Raw genomic sequence first — 22,109 nt, 5'->3', positions numbered from 1 at the left:
TAATTTACAATCCTCTTATAATTAGTTTAACGCTAACCATAAGAGGATTTTCTATTTAAAATAGCTTAGTAATTTTTAGTGTAAACGAATTAACGCAACATATGACATCCAAAATAATTGAATTTTCTTATTTTCACTTCATTAAATAAGAATGTAGATATACTCCAATTAATATTGCTACTCTTAAAATGAATCTAAAGATTGAAAGAAAAATTAAATTTTGGCTATCGGCAGTAGTTAAAGTGTTGATTATTGTTCTTATTGTATACAAATTAATCCCCTTTGTTAAAGGAAAAAGAACTAATAACGATTCAGACAAAACAACATCTGACACTCTGGTTAATAACAAAAACGAATTGAATTCAGATGAAAATAATTTCAACAAAACACTTAAAATAGATTCAATAAACACGATTCCCAAAACAAAAAAAGCAACACATAAAAGCTTCAAGATAAGTGAAGTTCTAAAGTATAAAGGACGTATTTTGAAAAACGCCTACTTTATAATTGGAAATTGCAATAACTGTTCTTCAACTATAACAGGAATAGATGGTATTGCAAACCTGGATGTTCCCTTAGAATTCAAAGAAAATGATATAGTAAGGGATTTTTACATATATGCGGCAGACACTCTTATCTATCATAAAGCAATGCGATTATCAAATTTACAATTCAATAAATATTAGAAAACCTATGGCAATAAAAAAGATACTAATTCTTCTATTTTATATTATTCCCATAACTATTTTTAGTCAAAGTGTACCAACTAAAAAACAATTAACAGGCTCTGTTTTAGACATTATAAACAACAAAGGCATAGAAGGCGTACAAGTAAGACTTTTATCTACTGGAGATATTCAATACACAGACTCTGAAGGGAAATTTAAATTTTTTAATGAAAACGGGTTTACTATAGGGGAACCAATACATTCTTTTGTGCTTTACAAAGAGGGCTATTTAAATGTCGACTCCAATAGCAATAAAGTTATGTTTGGTTCTGGAGATATAGGTAGCTTAGGCATGAAATTAGACATAGACCTCTATTTATGGATAACAGTTATAGATGGAGCCTCCGGAGATTTTTTGAGTAATGTTAAAATAGAAATTAAAGGAGACACACAACTAACAAATTCTCAGGGGAGGGCAAAATTTGATTTATCTGCGTTTGGGAACGAAAAAATAACTGCCATATTCAGTCTAAATTGTTACAAAGATGAAATTTTAGAAGTACCTACCAAAGGAGAAAAACCTATTAGACTTATTTCGACTTGCAATTCAAAAACGAAAAATAGCAATATGGATACGTTTAAGGCTTCCCAAATATTGGATAGAGCCTTGAAAGCTAGAAACGGCTCTAAACAGGGGCAGGTTGAAGCCATGGAATTTCTAAGAGATAATAAGTACGATTTTAATTCAGAAAATTTTCAAGGATTGAATTTAGAAGGACTCCAGCTTACGCAAACCAATCTTCTATCCACTAATTTTGATTACACAAACATTAATGATGTCAATTTTTCTAAAAGCACGCTTTCCAGTAGCAGATTCCATTTTGCAATTGCTAAAAATATTAACTTATCTAAATCTAATCTCTCCAAAAGCAAAGCTGCTTTTTTACAAGCCCCAAAAGGAAATTTTGCTGGCTCCAACCTTACGTTAACTTATTTTATTGGTTGCGATTTTAGCAATGCTGATTTTAGCAATGCAAACTTAGATGGTGCGCTCTTTGCTTTTTGCGATTTTACCGGTGCAAAATTCAATAATGCACAAATTACTAATGCTGGGATTTTCGGAAGCATTCTTGATGATACTGAATTTACAGGTGCACTAATTTCAAATACAGATATAAATGGTTCAGTAACTGCTAATGGCAATTTTACCTTCAACGAAATTCAAAAAAAAGGAATTTGTCAATATATAGATTCAAACAGATTATACTATTTGTTTGCAGCTAGTAAAGAATTTCATTTTCAATTAATGGAAGACACTCATAGCTCATATAAACGTTACGATGATATAGTAAATGAACGCTATCTGTTTAAAAATTTCGGCAATAGTTATTGTAATATCTGCGATACAGAAAAATGGTCTATTGGAAAGTGGCGCGACTATTTTAGTTTTTTTAAAATTTTAAAAGACCAAGAGTTTCTAAAAAAAAACAATCGTGTACAGTTTACCCAAAATGTTGTAAAAAACCATTTAAATCTTTTATTCTTAAAACTGAATACTGAAAACGTTTATCGCGTAAAAAGTAATTTTGAATTCTGGGATAAAAAAGTAAAAAACTATTTAGATAAAAAGGCAAGCAACCCATCATCTGACACATTAGTTAATATTGAGGCAATTACTTCACAAATCCTTAAACTCCAACCAAGTTTAGAATCAAAAATTCCATGGAAAACTTTAGCTGCCGATGACATTGGTAAATATCTCAAAGAGGAAGTAAGCAATTATACTATTCGCGGTAAAAGCGGCTATACTGAAATAAAACCGCAAAACTTAAATAGTGTACCTCCCTCTATAAACCAAAACACGATTCCTAACACATGGGTAGAATATTATAAAAACAGTATTAAAAAAAAATCAAAAAGACAATCTACCACTTTATACTTCCCTATTAACCGCTATTCTATTGATTTAAATAAGGGCAAGGGCACTCTAAAAATCAAAAAGGGCGAACTACTTAAAAACCATACTACTGAAAAAGAAGTCCTATCTAATTTTCTTAAAAAAGAGACTATTAATCCTGACTTTATATGGACGCCACGAATAGACGGAACTCATTTCTATGGAAATGATAAGAACGTTTTTTTAAATTTTGTGTATCCAGATAACAGAATATCATATGATTTTGAAACCCCTTCTGAAATAAATTCTAAAAACATTGAAGCCAGATTAGAAGTTAAGGTAGAAAGTTTGAAAAATATAAAATTTGATGAGGATGCATATTTCTTTTGGCATCTAGAACCTAAGGTATTTCAATATCGAAAAAAGGGTACTAATAATAATTGGACTACAGCTTATACTTTTAATTTAGATAAAAAACCGGCATTCCAAACAGAGAAAAAAACGATTAAGAATAAAGCTATATTTAATCTTGATATAGCATTGGCTGCTTTATTAAACGAAAAACTACTTACTATTGAAAATTTACGAATGGATGTTTTAGCCCGGAGACATCTTGACCAAGCTAAAACATATAAATTTTTAGGAAAACCATTTCCTTATCAATATATTTTTCCAAATTATACACAAAGCACATCAGCTGATTATACTTTGGTGTACAAAGAATGGCTTTTAAAAAGTGCTAAATTAGGTGTTGAAACTTTTAGTTTACCTTTTATAGGAAAGTCAACTAAAAAAAACACAATAGACGTAGAGTTTTGGAATAGTAAATCTTACGACACACACTTATTTTTACACCAATATTTAAAGGAAAATAATATTAAAACCCAGCAAGTTGTAAAATTACAGAACAGACATGCTAGCTTATCTTATGCATATACAAGTTTATCTTATGTAATTGATGATGTGTATGTTATTTACCCACATAATACTAGGTACGCAGAAATCACATCTATTGATGGTAAACATACTGAAAACTTAATGTGTAATTTAGAAGTTATTGTTGAAAAGGTGATCTATAAAGACAAAGGTAAAAAAATGGTGATTTTTCATGTAACCCCTAAAACACTTTATTACAAATTAAAAAATAATATGTCTTGGAAGTCGACCACTAATTTCATGCCCTAAAAGGTCTAAACAGTATCTTAAACTAAATCGTCCAAAACTTCATCTGTTTCCAGTATATCATAATCCTCTAAAAAATCTTCAAAAATAGTGTCTTGTGTGATTTCACGGTAATCAACAGAAACAAAAAACAGGCTCAAGCCTCCAAAAAAGCGGTATAAAAAAGAGGCCTTTCTTTTCTTTTTCACTATTACGTTTATACGATTATCGATATAGCTTTTTAATTCAGATTTTATTCTGCTTAAATCTTTCTCCTTTTTATTTTCTCTTAAAGATTCATCAACCCAAAATTTAACAAAATCCTGCAAAGAAATCCCATTCAATTCATTCAATAATGCATACAACGTATCCTCTTGCTTTTGAAGATGATTTATTTTTGGCGGGGACTTTTTAAAAATTTCTTCTATTATGGAATCTGTAGGCTTATTGTCTATATAATACTCTTTTATATCATCCCTATTCTTTGTTATGAATTTCTCAAAAGTAGTTGAACTTTCCCTTTCTCTAAAAAAATAAGTCGTAAGCGCATTAAGTGTTTTTACAGAAGGTTTATGCGTTTTTTTTGATGATTTTTTTTGCTTCAATTGTTCTCTTAGTTCAAAAGCCCTTTTTATTGATATAGGGTCAATACTTTGCTTCTCTTTTACCCCTTCATCAGCAATTTTGGTGTAATCAATAAATTCCTCATTATCCTTGATTGAATCTATTAGGTAAATAAATGCGGGGAGTAGCGCTTTGGTAAGTATAGTAATTGCCATGCGCAAAAATAAACAAAAATACCTTCTTTTTTTATAAGTAACACGACATGTTTTTTCATGTCGTAACATGTTCCTAATTCTTTCCTTTTCAGCTTTTCATTTGCATAATAACAATCTGATAAACAGATGTTTTAAATGTTTAATTAAAATCAAAAATTATGAAAGAATTATTAAAAACGTTGCTTTTAGCAATAGTATTAGGGTTAGGGTTTACATCCTGCACCGCAGAACAGTTAGATGATGACTCTACTAAAGTAGTGGCCACAGACCCAGAGAAAGAAGATTTATATCCACCAGCAGAGCCTAATGACTAATGCTAATTAATTTATACCAATACCGTAATAGCCTTTTTATGGTATTGGTTTTATCTTAAAAAGATTGGTGTTTTTTTACTTGATTTGAAATATTTCTTATATTGAAAAATAACATTAAAACTTATATCATGAAACACGTATTAAAAACGCTTCTTTTAGCAATTGTATTAGGCTTATATTTTACTTCTTGTACAGCTGAAAGTATTATGATGACTCTACTAAAGTAGTGGCCACAGATACAGAGGATGAGGATTTAGACCCTCCTATGGAACCCAATGACTAATACTGATTAATTTAAAACCAGTATCATGGTAAATTTATTATGCTACTGGTTTTTATTTTAAAATGATTGGTATTTTTTTACTTGAACTTACAATATTTCTTATATTGAAAGATAACATTAAAACTTATATAATCAAACACGTATTAAAAATGCTTCTTTTGGCAATTGTATTAGGGTTGGGATTTACATCCTGCACCACAGAACGGTTAGATGATGACCAGTTTACTGAAACTGTAGCCTCAGATTCAGAGAAAAAAGATCCAACTATCACAACAGAACCAAATGATTGATTCTAATTAACTTAAAGCTAGTGCTTTAACAAATTCACTAAGCACTAGCTTTATTTCAAAATTATTGATACTTTTTCTTACTGAATCTGAGATAGCTGTTTTTGATATTAAAAACTAATTATTCTCTCGATTTCCACTTTTATATTTCGTGTAAATTGACACCAAATGCGGGGTGTTTTTAGCCTCCATCTTATTTGTTAAATTTTTAATATGTGTCTCAACGGTACGATTGCTAATATGCAATTGGTCTGCAATTTCTTTTTGCGTTAGCCCAATGGATAATAAGTTGATGACATCTTTCTCTCTATTAGAAATATTAAGCCATTTCCCTATCTCAAGCATCGCTCTTATATTTTTGTCTATATATTTTTCGCCATTTGTCACGGCATTTAAAGCACCAAGCGTTTCCTCTATGCCTAATTGTTTATCGAGGTAGCCATCTACATCAATATCATGAAACAACACTTCATAATTGTCTATTTTTGCTTCCTGAGTGAGAATAATTATTTTAATTTTCGGGTAGAACGCCTTTACTTTTTTTGCAATATCGAACCCATTGTAATCATCTGATTCAAAATTTAAATCCAATATCAATAGGGTTACCCTCTCCGTACTCAATATGCCCAAGGCCTGCTGGTAGTTATGTGCTACATTAATGCTCTTCACATAGTCGGGAAACTGCTCTAACAAAGAGACTAGCCCCTGTGAAAAAATAACGGAATCGTCAACAATTAAAATATCTGATTGTATTATTTTCATCATGCCTTATGTATTGGGAAATTAATATGTACCTGTGTTCCAAACTCGGTTTTACCTATTTTACATGAACCTTCCAGGATTTCAACACGTTGTTTAATGTTCAATAAACCAATACCCTCTTTATAGTTGGTTTCAATACCAATACCGTTATCCTCAAAAACAAAATGCAAATTATTGTTACTATCCTTAAAATTTTTAATGCTGATTTTTGTGGCTAACGCGTGTTTTTCAACGTTATTTAGAACCTCCAATAAAATACCGTAAAAATTATTTTGAACTGCCAAAGGCAGCTTGTTTAGTACTTCGGGCAATTGGTTTTCAAGTTCTACAAATACATTGCCGTATAATTGAAATTCGCCAAGTCTCGATTTAATAATATTAGTAAACTTTTGTTTGCCCATATACATTTCTAAAGGATAAAGCCTATGGGATACCGTTCTAATTTGTTGATTCATACTTTTAAGCTCATCTGTGATGTCATCTATCATTTCATTAATCTTAGTAGAACGTTTTAGAGCTAATATTCGTAAACGAAGCCCATCAAAATTAGTAGTAATGATATCGTGTAAATCTCTGGCTATCCTCTTTTTTATAATTTCTTGCCCATCATAAACCGCTTCTAGTTTTTCTATTTTTAACGCTTGTTTTACATTTTTTTGCTTATATCTGAATAAGTAATAACTTATAATTAAGGCGATACTTAAAAGCCCCAATATTAAAAGTAGTACATTTTTAGTTCTAAGGCTTTTATTATTCTCGTTTAATTTTAGTTCATTTTCACTATTGGTTAACTTCAATTTTAATATTTCATTTTCCTTTGTAGCATATTCAAATTGAGCTTGCAAATTTTGTACAGTCAAAGCTTGCTTTTCATCATAAATCTTTTCGTAGAGTTTATTATGTTTAATTTGGTATTCAAAAGCTTTTTTATAGTTTTTGCTTTTACTGTAATAGTCTGCTTTATTTTCGTAAAAGTTAAGCCTAACAAATTGGTCTGGTATTTTAGAAACTTGAGGTGCTAAACTATCTAAATAACTTTTAGCTTTTAGCAAAGCCCCTTCCTCTAAATACAAACTTGCAAGCCCATTATAACCATATAACATAGAGAGGGTATCCTTTAAAACTCTTTTTTCACGAATAGATTCTTTAAAGTAATTCTCTGCTAATCGCAATTGTCCGATAGTTTTATATGTTCCAGCCAAATTATATTTAGCTTTAGCACTAGCACTAGTACCTATTTCTAAAAGATGTATGCTTTTCTTATAATAAAATACTGCAGAATCTTGCAGTTTTAAATTATCGAATGTATTTGCCATATTAGCATAGACCATTCCTAAATCTTTAATACTATTGGTTTCTTTATGCAATTGTAGTATCTGTTGGTAATAATTTAAAGCTTGATGATAATTGCGTAATCGATTTTGCACATTCCCAATTACAGAACAAACATCAGATAACTTTTTTTTATCATTTAACACTTCATATCCGTTATAAGCTTTTATTAAGTATTTAAGTGCTTTATCGTAGAACTGTCTTTCTAAATAAATAGTACCTGCATTTAAAAACGTGTTACAAGCTGCTTTAGTTACTTTATTATCATCAAATATGTCTAAACTCGTTTCTAAATAAGGTAAAATACTATCGTGTTGCCCTAACGCTTGTTTTATTAGGCATGTATTAAAATATAAATCAGCTGCATTAGAAGACAGACTATCCAACTGAAGCCCTTTTCTATACTGATTTTCTGCAATTGTGTACTTTTTTTTACGATGGTAATAAGCACCTATTTTTTTGTATAGAATAGCGGCTTGCACCTCCTTTTTATGGTCTAAAGCTATTGCCAATGCCATATTATAAGTAGATGCTGCACTCTCATAGTTGGTTTTTTTTAAACTATCCCCTTTTTTAATTAATGCATCAATGTATATGCTGTCATTTTTGTGGTTGATATTTTGACTTTGTACAAGCCAAAAATTTAAAAAGATGAATACAACAAAAAGAGGTTTCTGCATGAAAAATGAATTTACATCTACCAAAGTAAAAAATTTTAGACAAAAAACACTTTGTATGAAACAAAATACGGGAATTTACGGATTGCAGTCCTAAACCATATCCCGTAATATTGAATAACAAAACCAACCCTAAAATCTTCCCGTTATGCTTTCCGAAAGTTATAAGTAGTTATTGCTATTAATCAATATAAACTCTTGAAATGAATGATTTAGTGAAATCAACTTATGTATTGCTATTGTTAATTTTCACTGTTTGGACTTCAAACAGTCAAGAAACCACTATGGATATTAACTACAAAAGAAGCTCTCTCCATACAGTGATGATAGCCGATGACACCCGGGAACACAGTGCCGCCATTCAGGATATTTTTATAAACGCTCCTTTAATAGATAAGTTCAACAATCATATGGTCGCCCTTAGGATGATTCCGAAAACCGATACTCTCTTAAGTTATACACCACAAACGGAAACCCCCAAGAAAAAAAGTTTTATGTCCAAAATTTCGAATGATTTAAACTTAGGCGGCAATAAGGAAGAAAAAGAATTTCAACATCTCGCAGTTTTAAATTATTTAAACCAAAACAATAGTGCAAAATCCATGGTTGCCAAATGGTTCAACCGAAGTGAATCTGGTGGGTTTAATATGGATTTGATAGCAGAACGAGGGTTTTACAACGCAACGGATTTAGATGTTAAAATAGCGAACAATACTGAACGTGGTTCTGCAATGTTGGCCGATGCTGGTGAAGCTTTGATAAAAAACACTTTTGTTATTGTTAATGACTTTAAATATACCAACAAGGAGGAAGTCGCCAAAACAACCAAAGGCATTCTCGCTTCTGTCTCAAGTGCTGCCTCACATTACGGCAACAGCGATGTGGCTCATATTTCCGACGCTACGTCTGAAGGCGTGGGTATTTTAGGCAAAGGATACATTATTAAAACAAGAGCCCACCTTTACAAACTGGTCTGGAACGAGGAAGTTGCTTCCATATTTTATAATGTTTTTTGGACCGAAGATGGGGATATAGATGAAGAAAAGAAAAAGGCATTTGACGAAACCGATGTTTTTAAACTGGAATATATCGGAACGGAAACCTCTTGGGCAGATTTACAAAGCACATCATTGACCACCAAAACAAACGAAGAACTTATTGGAAACGCTACCATTAAGGCCATAGATAATGTAATAGCAAAATTACAACGCGAACATGAGGTTTTTAGAACAAAAACGCCACTTATAAGCACGGAGCCCTTAGCTGCAAAAATTGGCCTAAAGGAAGGAGTGGAAAAAGGAGATAAATATGAAGTGCTAGAGCAAATGCTGAACGAAAATGGCATTGTAGAATATAAAAGATTAGGGGTTATTAAGGTGGAAAAAGACCTTATTTGGGACAATAGATATAACGCCGACGAAGACAACCCATCGCCCATTACATACACAACCTTTAGCGGGGGCAAGAAAAAATACTTTGCAGGAATGCTAATCAGACAAATCAATTAAATAACAACAACTATGAAATTAAAAGCCCTTTTAGTATTGGCATCAGTTCTCTTTATGGGAACCCACGTAAATGCCCAATGGAAAAAAAATAAGGCTAACAAAGACACAAAAATATGGCGCTATGACCTCGAGTGCGAGGGCATTGCCAAACAAGGTTCAAAGCTTGTTAAGGTGTGGTCTTATTCCAAAAACCCAAAGCACGCCATTTCCAGAGGCATGAAAAATGCGGTCCACGGTATTGTTTTTAAGGGATATGCCGGTGGTAGTCAAGGGTGTACTTCACAAAAGCCTTTGGTAAAATCTGCTGAAACCGAAACAAAGTACAAAGACTTTTTTGATGCGTTTTTTGCTGACGGTGGTGAATATTTAAAATATGTATCGGCTGCGACCGATGGCAGTATTGCTGCCGGAGACCGTTTAAAGGTAAGCAAACGTGAATATAAAATTGGGGTTATTGTCAACATTAAATTTGATCAATTGAGAAAACGCCTTGAAACCGAAGGCATCATTAGAAGTTTATCCTCTGGATTTTAATTTTAAAACATCATACTATGAAAAAACAATATCAACTTTTAATTGCGCTCTGTTTTGTAATAAGTAGCAGTTCTGTTTTTTGTCAGGCTAAAAAACCAACCTTAATGGTAGTTCCAAGTGATGTATGGTGTGTTAAAAACGGCTATACGATGACTTTTGATGATCAAGGCACATCAGTAAAAATCCCAGATTACAAAAGGGCTTTTCAGGAAAACGCCGAAGTGCTCCAGGTAATAAGTCACATCAACGGCATGATGGCCGAAAGAGAGTTTCCCCTAAAGAATATGGAATCTGTTATAAAAACGCTGAACTCCAATATGGCCGAAGACAACCTCAGAACTTCAAAATCTTCTGGGAGCAGCATAAGCGAAAGCCCCATTGACGCTTTTAAAAAGGTAGCAAAAGCAGATATTATATTACAGCTCACTTGGACTATTAATAAAACAGGTCCAAAAAAATCTATAACATTTAACCTCCAGGGACTGGATGCCTATACTGACAAACAGGTGGCTACAGCAGTGGGTACTGGAGATCCTTCTTTTTCTGCTGATTTACCGGTTTTGCTTTCTGAAGCGGTTTTGGCGCACATGGACAATTTTACCGAATCACTACAGCTACATTTTGACGATATGTTCGAGAACGGCAGGGAGATCATTGTCCGCATCCAGAAATGGGACGATTGGGACGGCGATCTGGAAACTGAGTATGACGGAGAAGAGTTAGGGTTTATCATTGAAGATTGGTTGGCGGACAACACCGTGAAAGGAAGATTCAGCACTACAGATATGACTGAAAATATGGCACTTTTTGAGCAGGTAAGAATTCCGCTTTACAGTGAAAAAAATAGAGCTATTGATGCTCGACGGTATACCAGCGCGTTGAGCAAGTTCCTGAAAAATGCACCATATAATATCCCCAACAAACTCGTAATGAAAGGCCTTGGAAGAGCCACCATAATTTTGGGAGGCAAATAAATTATTAAAAAAACTTATAATGAAGAAAATAATATACTGTATCATGTTTTTAGTCTCACTAACATTATTGGGACAAGAAAACGATAACGGCATTACGCTAGGGGCCTATATCCCAGAACAATCGGAAGGTGTCCCTGCGCATGCCAAAAACATGCTCAAAAATAAGTTGGAACGTATTATTACTGAAAACGGCATTAGCGACAATGTGTACAATTCACGTTTTATCATAACACCTAACATTACGGTGCTGACCAAAAACATTACAGGAACAGCCCCTCCAATGGTAGTTCTGAACATAGACCTAACCTTATATATAGGCGATGGCATCGCTGGAAATCTGTTCTCTAGTAAATCAATTTCATTAAAAGGTGTTGGCACCAACGAGAACAAGGCCTACATGGCGGCCCTGAAACGGGTAAACCCAAAGAACCCAGACATAAAGCGCTTTATCACGAACGGAAAGCAAAAAATTATTGAATTCTATAATAACAATTGTGGGCTCATGATAAAAAAAGCCCAAACCTTTGAGGCACAGAATAATTTTGAGGATGCCTTGTTTACACTCGCCAGCGTTCCCGAAGCAAGCGACTGTTATGATAAGGTAAAGTCCATAATCAAGCCCCTTTACACCAAGACCATTGATAGAGACTGCAAGGTAAAACTGAACGAGGCCTCCGCTATTTGGGCGGCCAATCAGGACATCAATGCTGCTAACGAAGCAGGTCTTTTATTATCCTCGATAGAGCCAACGGCCTCCTGTTTTCCGCAAGTAAAGACACTTTATGCCAAAATAGCCGCCCGCGCCAAGGACTTGGGCGACAGAAACTGGAACTATGCCCTAAAGGTGCTGGAGGTCAAGGCAGATACTATACAGGCAGCAAGGGATGTGGGTATGGCCTATGGCAAAAACCAACCCGAAAGTGTTACCTATAATATCAGAGGCTGGTATTAAGGTTTTAAGTTATCTAAAAAAAAAAACGGTTAATCTTTAAATATTTAAAATCATGAAAAAAATACTTTTAGTTTTATTCTCAATAACGTTAATCTATAATTGTAGTTCTGACAGTAATTCATCGGATAGTTCAGATGAGACAAAACAACTAACTAGTAAATTAGGAATTTGGGAAGGAACAGGAACACAGCCAGGGCTAACCTGGACTATAAAAATAACGTTAAACAGTAATGAGCAGCTTATAGAATACCCCTCGCTTGAATGCGGAGGTTATTTAACTCTTATAAGCGAAACTAGCTCTCAGTTATTATTTCGTGAGACCATCACATACAATTCTATTTGTGCAGACCAAGGCTTTATAGAACTTACAGTTACCTCAGATAGCACAATGGATTATAAATACTATTTTCCTAATGCCTCCAATGAAAAAGGAACGCTAGGTGCTTCTGGTTCAATAAGCAAGACGTAAACATTGAAATTACGGGTGTAAAACTAGGGATCAAAATAGACACGATACATGCTACTAGAGATGTAGTCATGGCATATGATAAAACCGACCAGAAGGTACTAGTTATAATGCTAGAGGCCAGTATTAAACTCCCCCTATAAAACCAATAGCTATTATCGATAAATTCAAACAATTATGAAAAAAATTTTATTCTTAACAGTTTTAATACTGTTCTTAACCAATTGTAGTAATGGCGATGATACTTCTACCGACCACTTAATTAGCCCTTCAGATGCAAACGCAATAAGCCAAGTTTTAGTATTCCCTAATGGAAGCATAGCAAACAACGGTAATCCTTTAAGTCCATCATCTGAAAACAATGCCCCAACTTTTTCCAGCCTAACTAGTTCCTTGAATACTTCTAATGGTACAACCATACCTTTGTCTTTCTCGTATTCGAATGCTAATTCAAATTTAGCTGGATTTATATTCAGGTTGAAGGTGCTTCAGACTTTTTTACAGTCCCAATTAATACTGCATTTAATAGCTCAGGAAATTTACAATTACCAATCGGTATTCCTGAAAACATAATGGTGAGTTTTGTGTGAATACTTGTGTTTATGCGATAGTGGCTTAGTAAGCAATGTTTCTAATACCTGCATTAGTGTCATAAGAAGTGACATTTCTTTTTCTGGTGGTTCCGGTTCTATAAGTTGCAAAATAAATGGAGCGCAATTTTCAGCGGAGAATAAGCAAGGAGGCTCAGAATAGGTTGTTGCATTTTTATTCAACAGCTCAAATACATTAATTATTTCAGGGTTTTCCGATATAAACAACACAAATAATTCTCAAATGGTTTCGTTGTCTCTACGTACAGAAGGCGGCTTTCTTAATACAATTAATACAGGTTATGAATGGAATTCTATCAATCAAAGTCTAGGTGATTTTCTACTTGGTCAATACCAATTTGTTGATGGAAGTGAAGAAGTTATTACTGATACAGATTATGGCGATGGTTCAATATATGTAAAAATCACTTCAATCGACAAAGTAAATAAAACAATATCATTGGAGTTTAATTTTACATCATTTGACAATGGCAACAATAAAATTTATTCAATTACTGATGGTGTCTTTAAAGATGTAGTTTACTCAACTAGTTTTTAATTACTAAAACAAAATTTAATATTGGCTATTAGTTGATTCTTTAGAATCAAAAACAATGAAAACAAGATTAAATTTCCTGTTCCTCCTTTTTATCTTATCTGGATGTTTATTGTCAAAAAGCTTCGATTTTATTTTTATTTTTCAAATTATCCCCTTTTTTCATGAATGTTATACTATCCTTTTTGTGCTTCATATTTTGACTTTGTACCAGCCAAAAAATTTAAAAAGATGAATACAATAAAAAGAGGTTTCTGCATGAAAAATGAATTTACATCTACCAAAGTAAAAAATTTTAGACAAAAAATACTTTGTATGAAACAAAATACGGGAATTTACGGATTGCAGTCCTAAACCATATCCCGTAATATTGAATAACAAAACCCGTCCCAAAATCTTCCTTTTTAAATTACCTGCCAAAGTTATTGTAACAATTGCTATTAACTCTTAAATAACAATAAAGATGATATTAGTCTATCATAAATTTTCTTTCGGCGTTTTGGAATTATTTTCTTCAAAACCTCTTTTTACCCACGCTAAACATTTTAATACACTAATCTTAAATATTCAACCATGAAAAAATCAATTTTTATCTTTCTTATTGCCATTGCGGGACAATTTACAGCACAAGCACAAATGACTGAAGCAGGTTCTTTTGGAGCGGGTTTAGCTTGGACTTCCTTAAATTATGGTGCTTCGCTTAAATATAATTTTACCGAGAAACACACTGGGCAAATCATTGTAGGATCTGCAAATTATGGCTATAGTTTTTCAGGTCAGAGTAGCTTTTCATTCACAGGAAGATATGCTTATAATTTTGAAGAAGGAGATGTGAGCTTTGCAAGCTACCAACCTTATTTATATGGCCAACTGGGATACTGGACTTATAAATATGATTTTGGAGCATTTGGCTCTGAGAGTCAAAATTCCATAGCTATTGGAGCTGGTGGTGGTGTAGAATGGTCTTTTAATGATTTTGTTGATGGATTAGCTTTCTCTTTTGAATTAGGCTATACCAATGTTTCCTTTGATGGCGTAGGCTCCATTGGAGGGTTTAATGGTGGTGGTGGTATCCATTATTACTTTTAATTTTTGTAGTTGAGCCTTAAGATAGCTCTGTTTTCTATTTAAAGATGCAAGCTTAAAGAAGTATTGAGTCTTGCATCTTTTTTCCAAAAATTCCAAATATCAAATAGTATGATACGACTAAAACCATTATACATTCTCATCTTATTCCTATTGCTTTCAAACATTGTAGCACATGGGCAAAATCTTGATAACTATATTAACACCATTAGTAGTTCTCTTGAAACAGTTGAAGCTTCAAAACTGGAGTATTCGCAAGACTTAAAACTTACCACTACAAATTATATTGATTATAGATTAACTGAGGTTGACACAAAAGGTAAAAGCGAAGAAACCGTATATAATTTCAGTTTTGCAGATATTGATATCAACACCGTTAGAACCATCACGAAAAAAGACGTTATTTTAATTCAATTATTAATTAAAGGAAAACAAAAATTAATAAAAGAAACAAGTAATAACGGAGAAAAAGTTACTTACACAGATAACCTTTCACTTTATGCAAAAAATATAGAAAATGGAAGAGTTTTAGTGGATGCCATTAAAAATGTAATACCAGTTAACGAAACTCTCGAAAAAAACAAACTTGCGCTAACCACATATAGCGACCATATAGATTGGCTTCAAAAAAACATTCAAGATGTAGAGACTCCTAAAACGCAATTTATTCAAAAAATTGAAACAGGTAAATTAAACAATGGGCATTTAAAATTGTCCACAACTATAAATTCCAAGAGCAAAACCACAACCTACGACTACGAGTTCAATCTTGCCACCTTAAATCCCAACAGTCTAACCTTTAAAATAAATAGTGATGAATTTTATATTGAAGCCAGTAACAGACGAAACATAAAAGCGATTAAAGAATTTAAGGATGGAGAGCAACAAAATTACACTAATAAAATACGGTTTTATAATAGCAGTATAGAAAATGCAAAAGACACTTATAAAGTGCTTAAAGCCGCAATTCCTCTTGCTGAAAAAGCTTTTTTAAAAGCGAAGCCCAATACCGCTTCTACACCAAGCGCTTACAAATACATCAATACCGCAATACAAAACGTAGTTACCAACGAGCAAACCTATACGCAACATATAAAAGGTTATTGTGTAAGCAAAATAACCGTCAAGGAAGCCAATTTAAAGGAGACGGTTGAAAACGTGTACAGCTTTAATTTTAGCGATATTAACCTGGACAATATTGATTACAACTCTAGTAAAAACCAATTATATGTTGAAATAAATACGAGAAAGCAAGCTAAATTCATCCGTTTTTTAGAAAACAACGAACTTCAGAACTACACCAATTCCTTTAAAATTTATGTGAATAGTATTGAGGAAGCAATGATTACCAAAGAAGCATTGCAAAATATTATAAAAAACTGTGAAGACGCAACACCAAAAACCAATTTCAGTTCTATTGCAAATGCTTTGGAAGCCTTACAAAAAGAAATAACGCTGGTTAAAATTGGAGACAATAATTACGATCAATCTTTAGAGGTTGTCAGTACTTCGCCTTATGTCGTTAAAATAACATCGGTATTCTCTAACTTAAAAAGTAGCAAGGAAACCATTTATGAATTTGGGCTTGCCGATATCAACTCTAAAAACATAGCTATAGTTACATCTGGCAAAGAAGTTCTGGTAGAATTAAATACCAAACATCTTGAAAAAATAATAAAAACCTATCAAGATGGGAGCATAAAAAGTTATGCCTATAAAATTGCTGTTCAGGCTACAGATATTGAAAATGCTAGAAGGATAGTGACCATACTAAAATATATTACTCAAAAATTAGAATAACCAACTCAAAATTATAACATATGAAAACCATATTAAAAACTACACTTTTAGTATTCATACTAACAGCTTTTGGATGTTCTACTACCAATGATAGTCTAGACAATGAGTTTTTAGGGAATGAAAAGTTATTTGCAAAGGTTAATGGTGAAAGTTTTGTTTCTGGCGACGATTATATAGGGGCTAGTTACAGATCGACATCTAGTGCAAGTGCTTTAGCAATAATAGCTACAGATGTTGAGAATCTAAGTTTTGGTAAAGCCATAGGCATTACGTTTTCAACTGCCGATAGTGAATTTGAACTTCGTAGTGGGCTTGTATTTACAAGTGACGACCAAGACATCTTGCTTGTTGGTGTATATACTTTTACCGGCAACGATGATGATTTTCAAGAAAACACCTCCATGCGCCTTGAAATAACTAAGGTTGATACGGTCAATAAATTGATTTCAGGAAAATTCAATTTTACGGCTATTTATAAAAATAGTAGTGGAAATCAAAAAACTTATAACGTAACTGATGGAGAGTTTAATGACGTCTTATATAGTGATGATTCATAATGAAACCGAAAATATCACAAATAGCTTCTTTGCTGTAAACCATAATTAATACTTAGACATGAAACCAAAAACAATAACAATATTCATTATTTCACTATTCACGTTAATCTACAGTTGTTCAAACAATGATGACGCCACAAATTCAATTCCTTTGGAAGGTTCATATCTTGAAGCAAAAATTCAAGGAAAATCTGTAGTGATAAAAAAAGGCGAATTGGGGCACACATTAAACGGTGTTGCACTTGGCATTGGTTCAGAATTTACCTTTACAATTCTTGGCAATATCATAAATTTAGACAGGACAGTAAATCTAGATATTGAATTTACTGGAGAGAATTTTGAAAACTTAAAAGCAGGTGACACTTTTTCACTTGACACTAATGCTGATATTGGATACGCTAATTACAGTACACTTTCCGATGATGATAATGACACCTATGGCTCTACAACTCTAAATTCAGAACGTTATATAAAAATCACAGTAATTGATACTGAAAATCGTATAATTTCAGGTGAATTTAGATTTTCCAATATCAAAGATTCTTCCTCTGATAAAACATATACTATCGAAGGTAGCTTTAATGAAGTGACATACTAGTCTAACTTTTAAAACGATAAAAATGAAATCTAAACTGCTTTTATCACTTTTTCTGTTTTTAACTTTACATACGTTCTCCCAACAATACACCTCTCCTGTACCCAAAACATGGTATATTGACACTCCTGATGGTGCTGGCTGGAAAAATTTTTCTCATATAGAGTATGAATTTAATAATGATTGTTTACCAACTACAGTAACTGCACAGGCTCTTAATTTCGTTACCGACAATCTTGAAAACAGTACTCTACTCTTAATTACTTATGAAAATGGAAACCAAAAGGCTACTGGCATCAACCATACTTGGAATGGGACTGATTGGGATGAAACACAAAAATTTGTGCACACCTACACCAATGATATTATACTTGAAACGATAAACTATGATTGGGATAACGGAGATTGGGAAAAAACAAAGAAAATTTCATATAGCTATGACGGTTCAAATCGTACTACAGAAATTATTACATACCTATGGAACGATAGTATTGATGACTGGGTAAATTCAGAAAAGCAAAATTACATCTATTATAACAATACAATGTATTACGAAACGGAATTAGGTTATGAACATGATGGTACAGATTGGGTAAATTCCTATAAATCAACCTATACATTTTCTGCATCTACACTTATTGAAGACCAAGAGCACCAAGACTGGGTTAATGGAGATTGGGAAGAAGACTTTTTTATTGAATATAATTATGATGTAAATGGGTTTTTAACCGAAGAATTATGGCATGATTGGAACGAGAGCTCTAACCAATATGTTGAAAAAACCAAAGAAATTATTACCAACAATGCTCAAGGGCATCGCACAACTGTGATAAGCCAAAGCTATATTTTAGGTTCATGGACAAATACGTCTAGGCAACGCTTTACCTATCCAACATGTTCTGCTTTATCAACACAAGAATTTAATGATCAGGCTCTTACTTTATACCCAAACCCTACTAAAGATCAAATACATATAAATTCCCCAAACCAGCTTAAGGAATATTCTATAATAAATGTAAATGGTCAAGTTTTGAAAAAAGGAAGGTTTGAAAATAACAGTAACTCTTTAGACATTTCAAATTTCCCGAAAGGCATTTACTTTTTGAACTTTAAAACAGAAACTGGAGTTATCTCAAAAAAAATTATAAAAAATTAAAATACAGCTATTAATTAATCCTTTAAAATTATGAATTATGAAAACAAAATTGACTTTTTTAGTAATTGCTTTACTATTCACTTGTTTAGTAAAAGCCCAAACTGTAATTACAGTTGACAACTCTATTGGCGCAAATGCCCAATATAGCGATTTACAAAGTGCCATTAGTGCCGCCAACTCTGGAGATATAATTTACGTACATGCTTCAGAAACTAATTATGGAGACATAAATATAGATAAATCCATTACCCTTATTGGTTTTGGTCATGGCAGTACTGACAAGAAAACACTAATTGATGAAATCACACTGCTAGACAATGCCTCAAACACTAGAATATCAGGGTTTTATATTACTAATGACCTAAATGCTAATAATAATACTGTTGAACTAAACAACATAACTATTGAAAATAATTATTTTGAAGACGGTAATTTCTATTCAGGTGATGGATATGCTGGAGTAAATCAAATGATTATTAGGGGAAATATACTCTATGGAATAGCAAGCACTACTAGCATATGGTCTAACTTTAAAAATACAATCATTTCTAATAATATTATTAGAAGATGGGTTTATATTAAGTACCATGAGTCGGTTACAGTTAAAAATAATATTTTTCTTGGTCGCTACTTTCCTGTAAACCATGGCAATGCTTCGGGAGATTTAGAAGTGCAAAATTGTATTTTTTATGAGTCTTCGAGTTCTACTACAAACATAAACAGTACTGGGGTGGTTTACGAAAACTGCCTAACCTATAACATTGGTTCTGGAAGTTATAATACCATCTCTGGGACATCTAACTTAAATAATCAAGACCCTCTTTTTGTTGAAGATAATGATAATAAAGTTTTTGAAGTTATAGACGATTTTCATCTCCAAGCTGGTTCTCCTGCAATTGATTCAGGAGCTGAAGGTGTAGATATGGGAATTTATGATGACAGTACTTTTACATTTAACAACTTTGGTTACACCAATGGTATTCCAAGAGTAAAAATTACCAATATCACAGATAGAATTGCTCCAGGAGCTAACTTAAGCGTTACTATATCCACAAATGCCAATTAAGATGAAAAAGATTTTATTGTTACTTTTTACTTTGTTCAGCTTAACAAACCATTCGCAAAGTATAACATCAGCAGAATACTTTTTTGATACAGATAATGGTGTCACATCAGGAACGCCTCTTACGGTAGATAGTAATACAGGACAACTTATCCAAACATTTACGATTCCAACTACAGGTCTCACAGATGGCTTCCATAGCCTTTACGTAAGAACATACAATAGTGCTAAAAATTGGAGTTTATATGACAGGCAAACATTTTACCTAAAAAGTTTTGACACCTTTACCATTTCCGATGCCGAATACTTTTTTGATGAAGATGAAGGTATTGGCACAGGTACACCTTTAGCTATAACCGCTGGTTCTGGACAAGTAACGCAAACCTTTCCAGTCTCAACGGCGGGTTTGTCAGAAGGGTTTCACAGTTTTTATTTGAGAACGAAGGACAATGCTGGCCATTGGAGCCTATACGACCGACAAATCATCTACATCAAGGACTTTGATTTTTCGCCCGATGACGTTTCGGCTGCAGAGTATTTTATTGATACAGACCCGGGTACTGGCAATGGTATGTCCATCACCTTTGATAATGCATCGGAAACCACCCAAGTGCTGAATATCGATTCAACAGGTATTCCCGAGGGCGACCATATTTTTTATGTTCGGGTACAAGACTCTAATGGAGATTGGTCTATTTACGATTCGGCAGTTTTTACAATAGATAGTAATTTAAGTACAGAAGATAGTTTATTTGAATTGGTAAACCTTTATCCTAGTCCTTTTAGCAATCAACTGACTATCAATACACCAAATAACATTGAAATAACAAAAACTGAGATTTACAATGCTTTGGGTCAAACAGTATATTCCAGCACAGAGAGCATAAAAACATTAGAATTATCAACCCTTAAAAGCGGCATGTACATTTTAAACCTAAAAACAACTTCAGGCAAGGCCTCATTCAAAATCATAAAGAAGTAAATTGCTATTCCCAAAGCGGTCTGCTATAATTGGGGATACATAAAATGCGAACTGAAAAGTTCGCATTTTTTTATAAACTTATTTTAGAAGTTTCATTTATTCAAGAGATGCCCTCATAAACTCCTCTGCCTTTTCTACCATATTTTTACTGCCACAAATAAACGGTACACGCTGATGCAATTCGGTTGGCTCAACATCCATAGTTCTTGTAAACCCATCACTTGATTTACCATTAGCTTGTTCTGCTAAATATGCCATCGGGTTACATTCATACAATAAACGTAACTTTCCGTTAGGGTTTTTAGAACTTTGGGGATATAAATAAATACCGCCCTTAATCATATTTCTATGAAAATCTGAAACCAAAGACCCAATATATCTTGAAGTATAAGGTCTTTCTCCTTCTTCTTGTTGGCAGTATTTAATATAATTTTTTATCCCTTGTGGAAAATGGATATAATTCCCCTCGTTAACCGAGTAAATATTGCCATCTTCTGGAAACTGCATTGCAGGATGTGATAAATAAAATGAGCCAATTGCTGGGTTTAAGGTAAATCCGTTAACACCATCGCCTGTGGTATAAACCAACATTGTAGAAGTACCATAAACCACATAACCTGCGGCTACTTGCTCACTTCCCTTTTGTAAAAAATCTTCTAGCTGAACGGGAGTACCAATAGGCGTTACCCTTCTATAAATTGAAAATATGGTTCCCACAGATACGTTTACGTCAATGTTAGATGAACCATCCAAAGGGTCAATCAAAACCACATATTTGTTTTGATTATTTTCATCTTGACTATTAATAGTAATAAAATCATCCTCTTCCTCACTCGCTAAACCACAGATAATATCCCGTCTTGTAAGGGTTTGGATAAATTTTTCATTGGCATACACATCCAGTTTTTGCTGGTCTTCACCTTGAATATTTGTATCGCCGGCAGCACCAATAATATCTACCAACCCCGCTTTATTAACTTCATGGTTTACTATTTTGGCCGCTAAACGTATGGAATTCAATAAACTGGATAATTCTCCAGAGGAATATTTGAAGGAGGATTGATTTTCAATGATGAATTCTCCAAGGGTTTGTTTTTTATGAGCCATAGATATAGATATTTAATGTTGCT

General features: G+C 33.2%; 22 protein-coding genes. 18 read left to right on the top strand and 4 right to left on the bottom strand.

The window, feature by feature from the left end:
• Window positions 1-188 precede the first annotated feature (188 nt).
• Window positions 189-686 (top strand): hypothetical protein, encoded by a 498-nt coding sequence (locus ABXQ82_RS06305; protein WP_367056530.1) that lies wholly within the window; start codon window positions 189-191, stop codon window positions 684-686.
• A 7-nt stretch (window positions 687-693) separates the two neighbouring features.
• Window positions 694-3,750 carry a pentapeptide repeat-containing protein gene (locus ABXQ82_RS06300; RefSeq protein ID WP_367056527.1) on the top strand — a complete coding sequence of 1,019 codons (3,057 nt, stop codon included), beginning with the start codon at window positions 694-696 and terminating at the stop codon, window positions 3,748-3,750.
• 17 nt (window positions 3,751-3,767) lie between these two features.
• Here ABXQ82_RS06300 and ABXQ82_RS06295 read toward each other — a convergent pair whose 3' ends face one another.
• Window positions 3,768-4,505, bottom strand: a complete 738-nt coding sequence (locus ABXQ82_RS06295) for a hypothetical protein (protein WP_367056525.1) — start codon at window positions 4,503-4,505, stop codon at window positions 3,768-3,770.
• Window positions 4,506-4,663: 158 nt separating this feature from the next.
• Between ABXQ82_RS06295 and ABXQ82_RS06290 the strand changes: the two genes are divergently transcribed.
• The gene (locus ABXQ82_RS06290) at window positions 4,664-4,819 is read left to right on the top strand and encodes a hypothetical protein (protein ID WP_367056522.1); all 156 of its coding nucleotides are present in this window, start codon (window positions 4,664-4,666) and stop codon (window positions 4,817-4,819) included.
• A 441-nt stretch (window positions 4,820-5,260) separates the two neighbouring features.
• Window positions 5,261-5,392: a hypothetical protein gene (locus ABXQ82_RS06285; RefSeq protein ID WP_367056519.1), complete on the top strand. Its 132-nt coding sequence runs from the start codon at window positions 5,261-5,263 to the stop codon at window positions 5,390-5,392.
• Between the two features lie 114 nt (window positions 5,393-5,506).
• Here the strand turns inward: ABXQ82_RS06285 and ABXQ82_RS06280 are convergent, their stop codons facing one another.
• Both ABXQ82_RS06280 and ABXQ82_RS06275 read right to left on the bottom strand, forming a co-directional pair.
• Window positions 5,507-6,154, bottom strand: coding sequence for a response regulator transcription factor (locus ABXQ82_RS06280; RefSeq protein ID WP_367056516.1), 648 nt, complete (start codon window positions 6,152-6,154; stop codon window positions 5,507-5,509).
• Window positions 6,151-8,163: a tetratricopeptide repeat protein gene (locus tag ABXQ82_RS06275; RefSeq protein WP_367056513.1), complete on the bottom strand. Its 2,013-nt coding sequence runs from the start codon at window positions 8,161-8,163 to the stop codon at window positions 6,151-6,153. Before ABXQ82_RS06275 ends, ABXQ82_RS06280 begins: the two co-directional genes overlap by 4 nt.
• A gap of 200 nt (window positions 8,164-8,363) precedes the next feature.
• Here ABXQ82_RS06275 and ABXQ82_RS06270 point away from each other — a divergent pair, with 200 nt between their 5' ends.
• The 14 genes from ABXQ82_RS06270 to ABXQ82_RS06205 all read left to right on the top strand — a co-directional run bounded on the left by ABXQ82_RS06270 (window position 8,364) and on the right by ABXQ82_RS06205 (window position 20,979).
• A complete protein-coding gene (locus ABXQ82_RS06270) occupies window positions 8,364-9,668 on the top strand; it encodes a hypothetical protein (protein WP_367056510.1) in 1,305 nt (434 codons plus the stop codon).
• Window positions 9,669-9,680: 12 nt separating this feature from the next.
• Window positions 9,681-10,202 carry a hypothetical protein gene (locus ABXQ82_RS06265; protein WP_367056507.1) on the top strand — a complete coding sequence of 174 codons (522 nt, stop codon included), beginning with the start codon at window positions 9,681-9,683 and terminating at the stop codon, window positions 10,200-10,202.
• 17 nt (window positions 10,203-10,219) lie between these two features.
• Window positions 10,220-11,176, top strand: coding sequence for a DUF6175 family protein (locus tag ABXQ82_RS06260; protein WP_367056504.1), 957 nt, complete (start codon window positions 10,220-10,222; stop codon window positions 11,174-11,176).
• 19 nt (window positions 11,177-11,195) lie between these two features.
• Window positions 11,196-12,128: a hypothetical protein gene (locus ABXQ82_RS06255; RefSeq protein WP_367056501.1), complete on the top strand. Its 933-nt coding sequence runs from the start codon at window positions 11,196-11,198 to the stop codon at window positions 12,126-12,128.
• Between the two features lie 52 nt (window positions 12,129-12,180).
• Window positions 12,181-12,597, top strand: coding sequence for a hypothetical protein (locus tag ABXQ82_RS06250; protein ID WP_367056498.1), 417 nt, complete (start codon window positions 12,181-12,183; stop codon window positions 12,595-12,597).
• Window positions 12,598-12,771: 174 nt separating this feature from the next.
• Window positions 12,772-13,167 (top strand): hypothetical protein, encoded by a 396-nt coding sequence (locus ABXQ82_RS06245; protein ID WP_367056495.1) that lies wholly within the window; start codon window positions 12,772-12,774, stop codon window positions 13,165-13,167.
• Window positions 13,168-13,437: 270 nt separating this feature from the next.
• A complete protein-coding gene (locus ABXQ82_RS06240; RefSeq protein WP_367056492.1) occupies window positions 13,438-13,743 on the top strand; it encodes a DUF6252 family protein in 306 nt (101 codons plus the stop codon).
• Between the two features lie 570 nt (window positions 13,744-14,313).
• Window positions 14,314-14,829 carry a hypothetical protein gene (locus tag ABXQ82_RS06235; RefSeq protein ID WP_367056489.1) on the top strand — a complete coding sequence of 172 codons (516 nt, stop codon included), beginning with the start codon at window positions 14,314-14,316 and terminating at the stop codon, window positions 14,827-14,829.
• Between the two features lie 108 nt (window positions 14,830-14,937).
• Window positions 14,938-16,626 (top strand): hypothetical protein, encoded by a 1,689-nt coding sequence (locus ABXQ82_RS06230; protein WP_367056486.1) that lies wholly within the window; start codon window positions 14,938-14,940, stop codon window positions 16,624-16,626.
• Window positions 16,627-16,646: 20 nt separating this feature from the next.
• Window positions 16,647-17,183, top strand: a complete 537-nt coding sequence (locus ABXQ82_RS06225; RefSeq protein ID WP_367056483.1) for a hypothetical protein — start codon at window positions 16,647-16,649, stop codon at window positions 17,181-17,183.
• A 58-nt stretch (window positions 17,184-17,241) separates the two neighbouring features.
• A complete protein-coding gene (locus ABXQ82_RS06220) occupies window positions 17,242-17,781 on the top strand; it encodes a hypothetical protein (RefSeq protein ID WP_367056480.1) in 540 nt (179 codons plus the stop codon).
• 22 nt (window positions 17,782-17,803) lie between these two features.
• A complete protein-coding gene (locus tag ABXQ82_RS06215) occupies window positions 17,804-18,934 on the top strand; it encodes a T9SS type A sorting domain-containing protein (RefSeq protein WP_367056477.1) in 1,131 nt (376 codons plus the stop codon).
• A 37-nt stretch (window positions 18,935-18,971) separates the two neighbouring features.
• Window positions 18,972-20,000, top strand: a complete 1,029-nt coding sequence (locus tag ABXQ82_RS06210; protein WP_367056474.1) for a hypothetical protein — start codon at window positions 18,972-18,974, stop codon at window positions 19,998-20,000.
• Between the two features lies 1 nt (window position 20,001).
• Window positions 20,002-20,979 carry a T9SS type A sorting domain-containing protein gene (locus ABXQ82_RS06205; protein ID WP_367056471.1) on the top strand — a complete coding sequence of 326 codons (978 nt, stop codon included), beginning with the start codon at window positions 20,002-20,004 and terminating at the stop codon, window positions 20,977-20,979.
• Window positions 20,980-21,075: 96 nt separating this feature from the next.
• Here ABXQ82_RS06205 and fbp read toward each other — a convergent pair whose 3' ends face one another.
• Window positions 21,076-22,086: a class 1 fructose-bisphosphatase gene (fbp, locus tag ABXQ82_RS06200; protein WP_367056468.1), complete on the bottom strand. Its 1,011-nt coding sequence runs from the start codon at window positions 22,084-22,086 to the stop codon at window positions 21,076-21,078.
• Window positions 22,087-22,109 lie beyond the last annotated feature (23 nt).

Origin of the sequence: Algibacter sp. 2305UL17-15 (assembly GCF_040720935.1) — a bacterium.
In the GTDB taxonomy this organism is placed as follows: Bacteria; Bacteroidota; Bacteroidia; order Flavobacteriales; family Flavobacteriaceae; genus Jejuia.
Note: the sequence above shows the minus strand (reverse complement) of the source record. Positions and strands in the feature narration are given on the sequence as shown.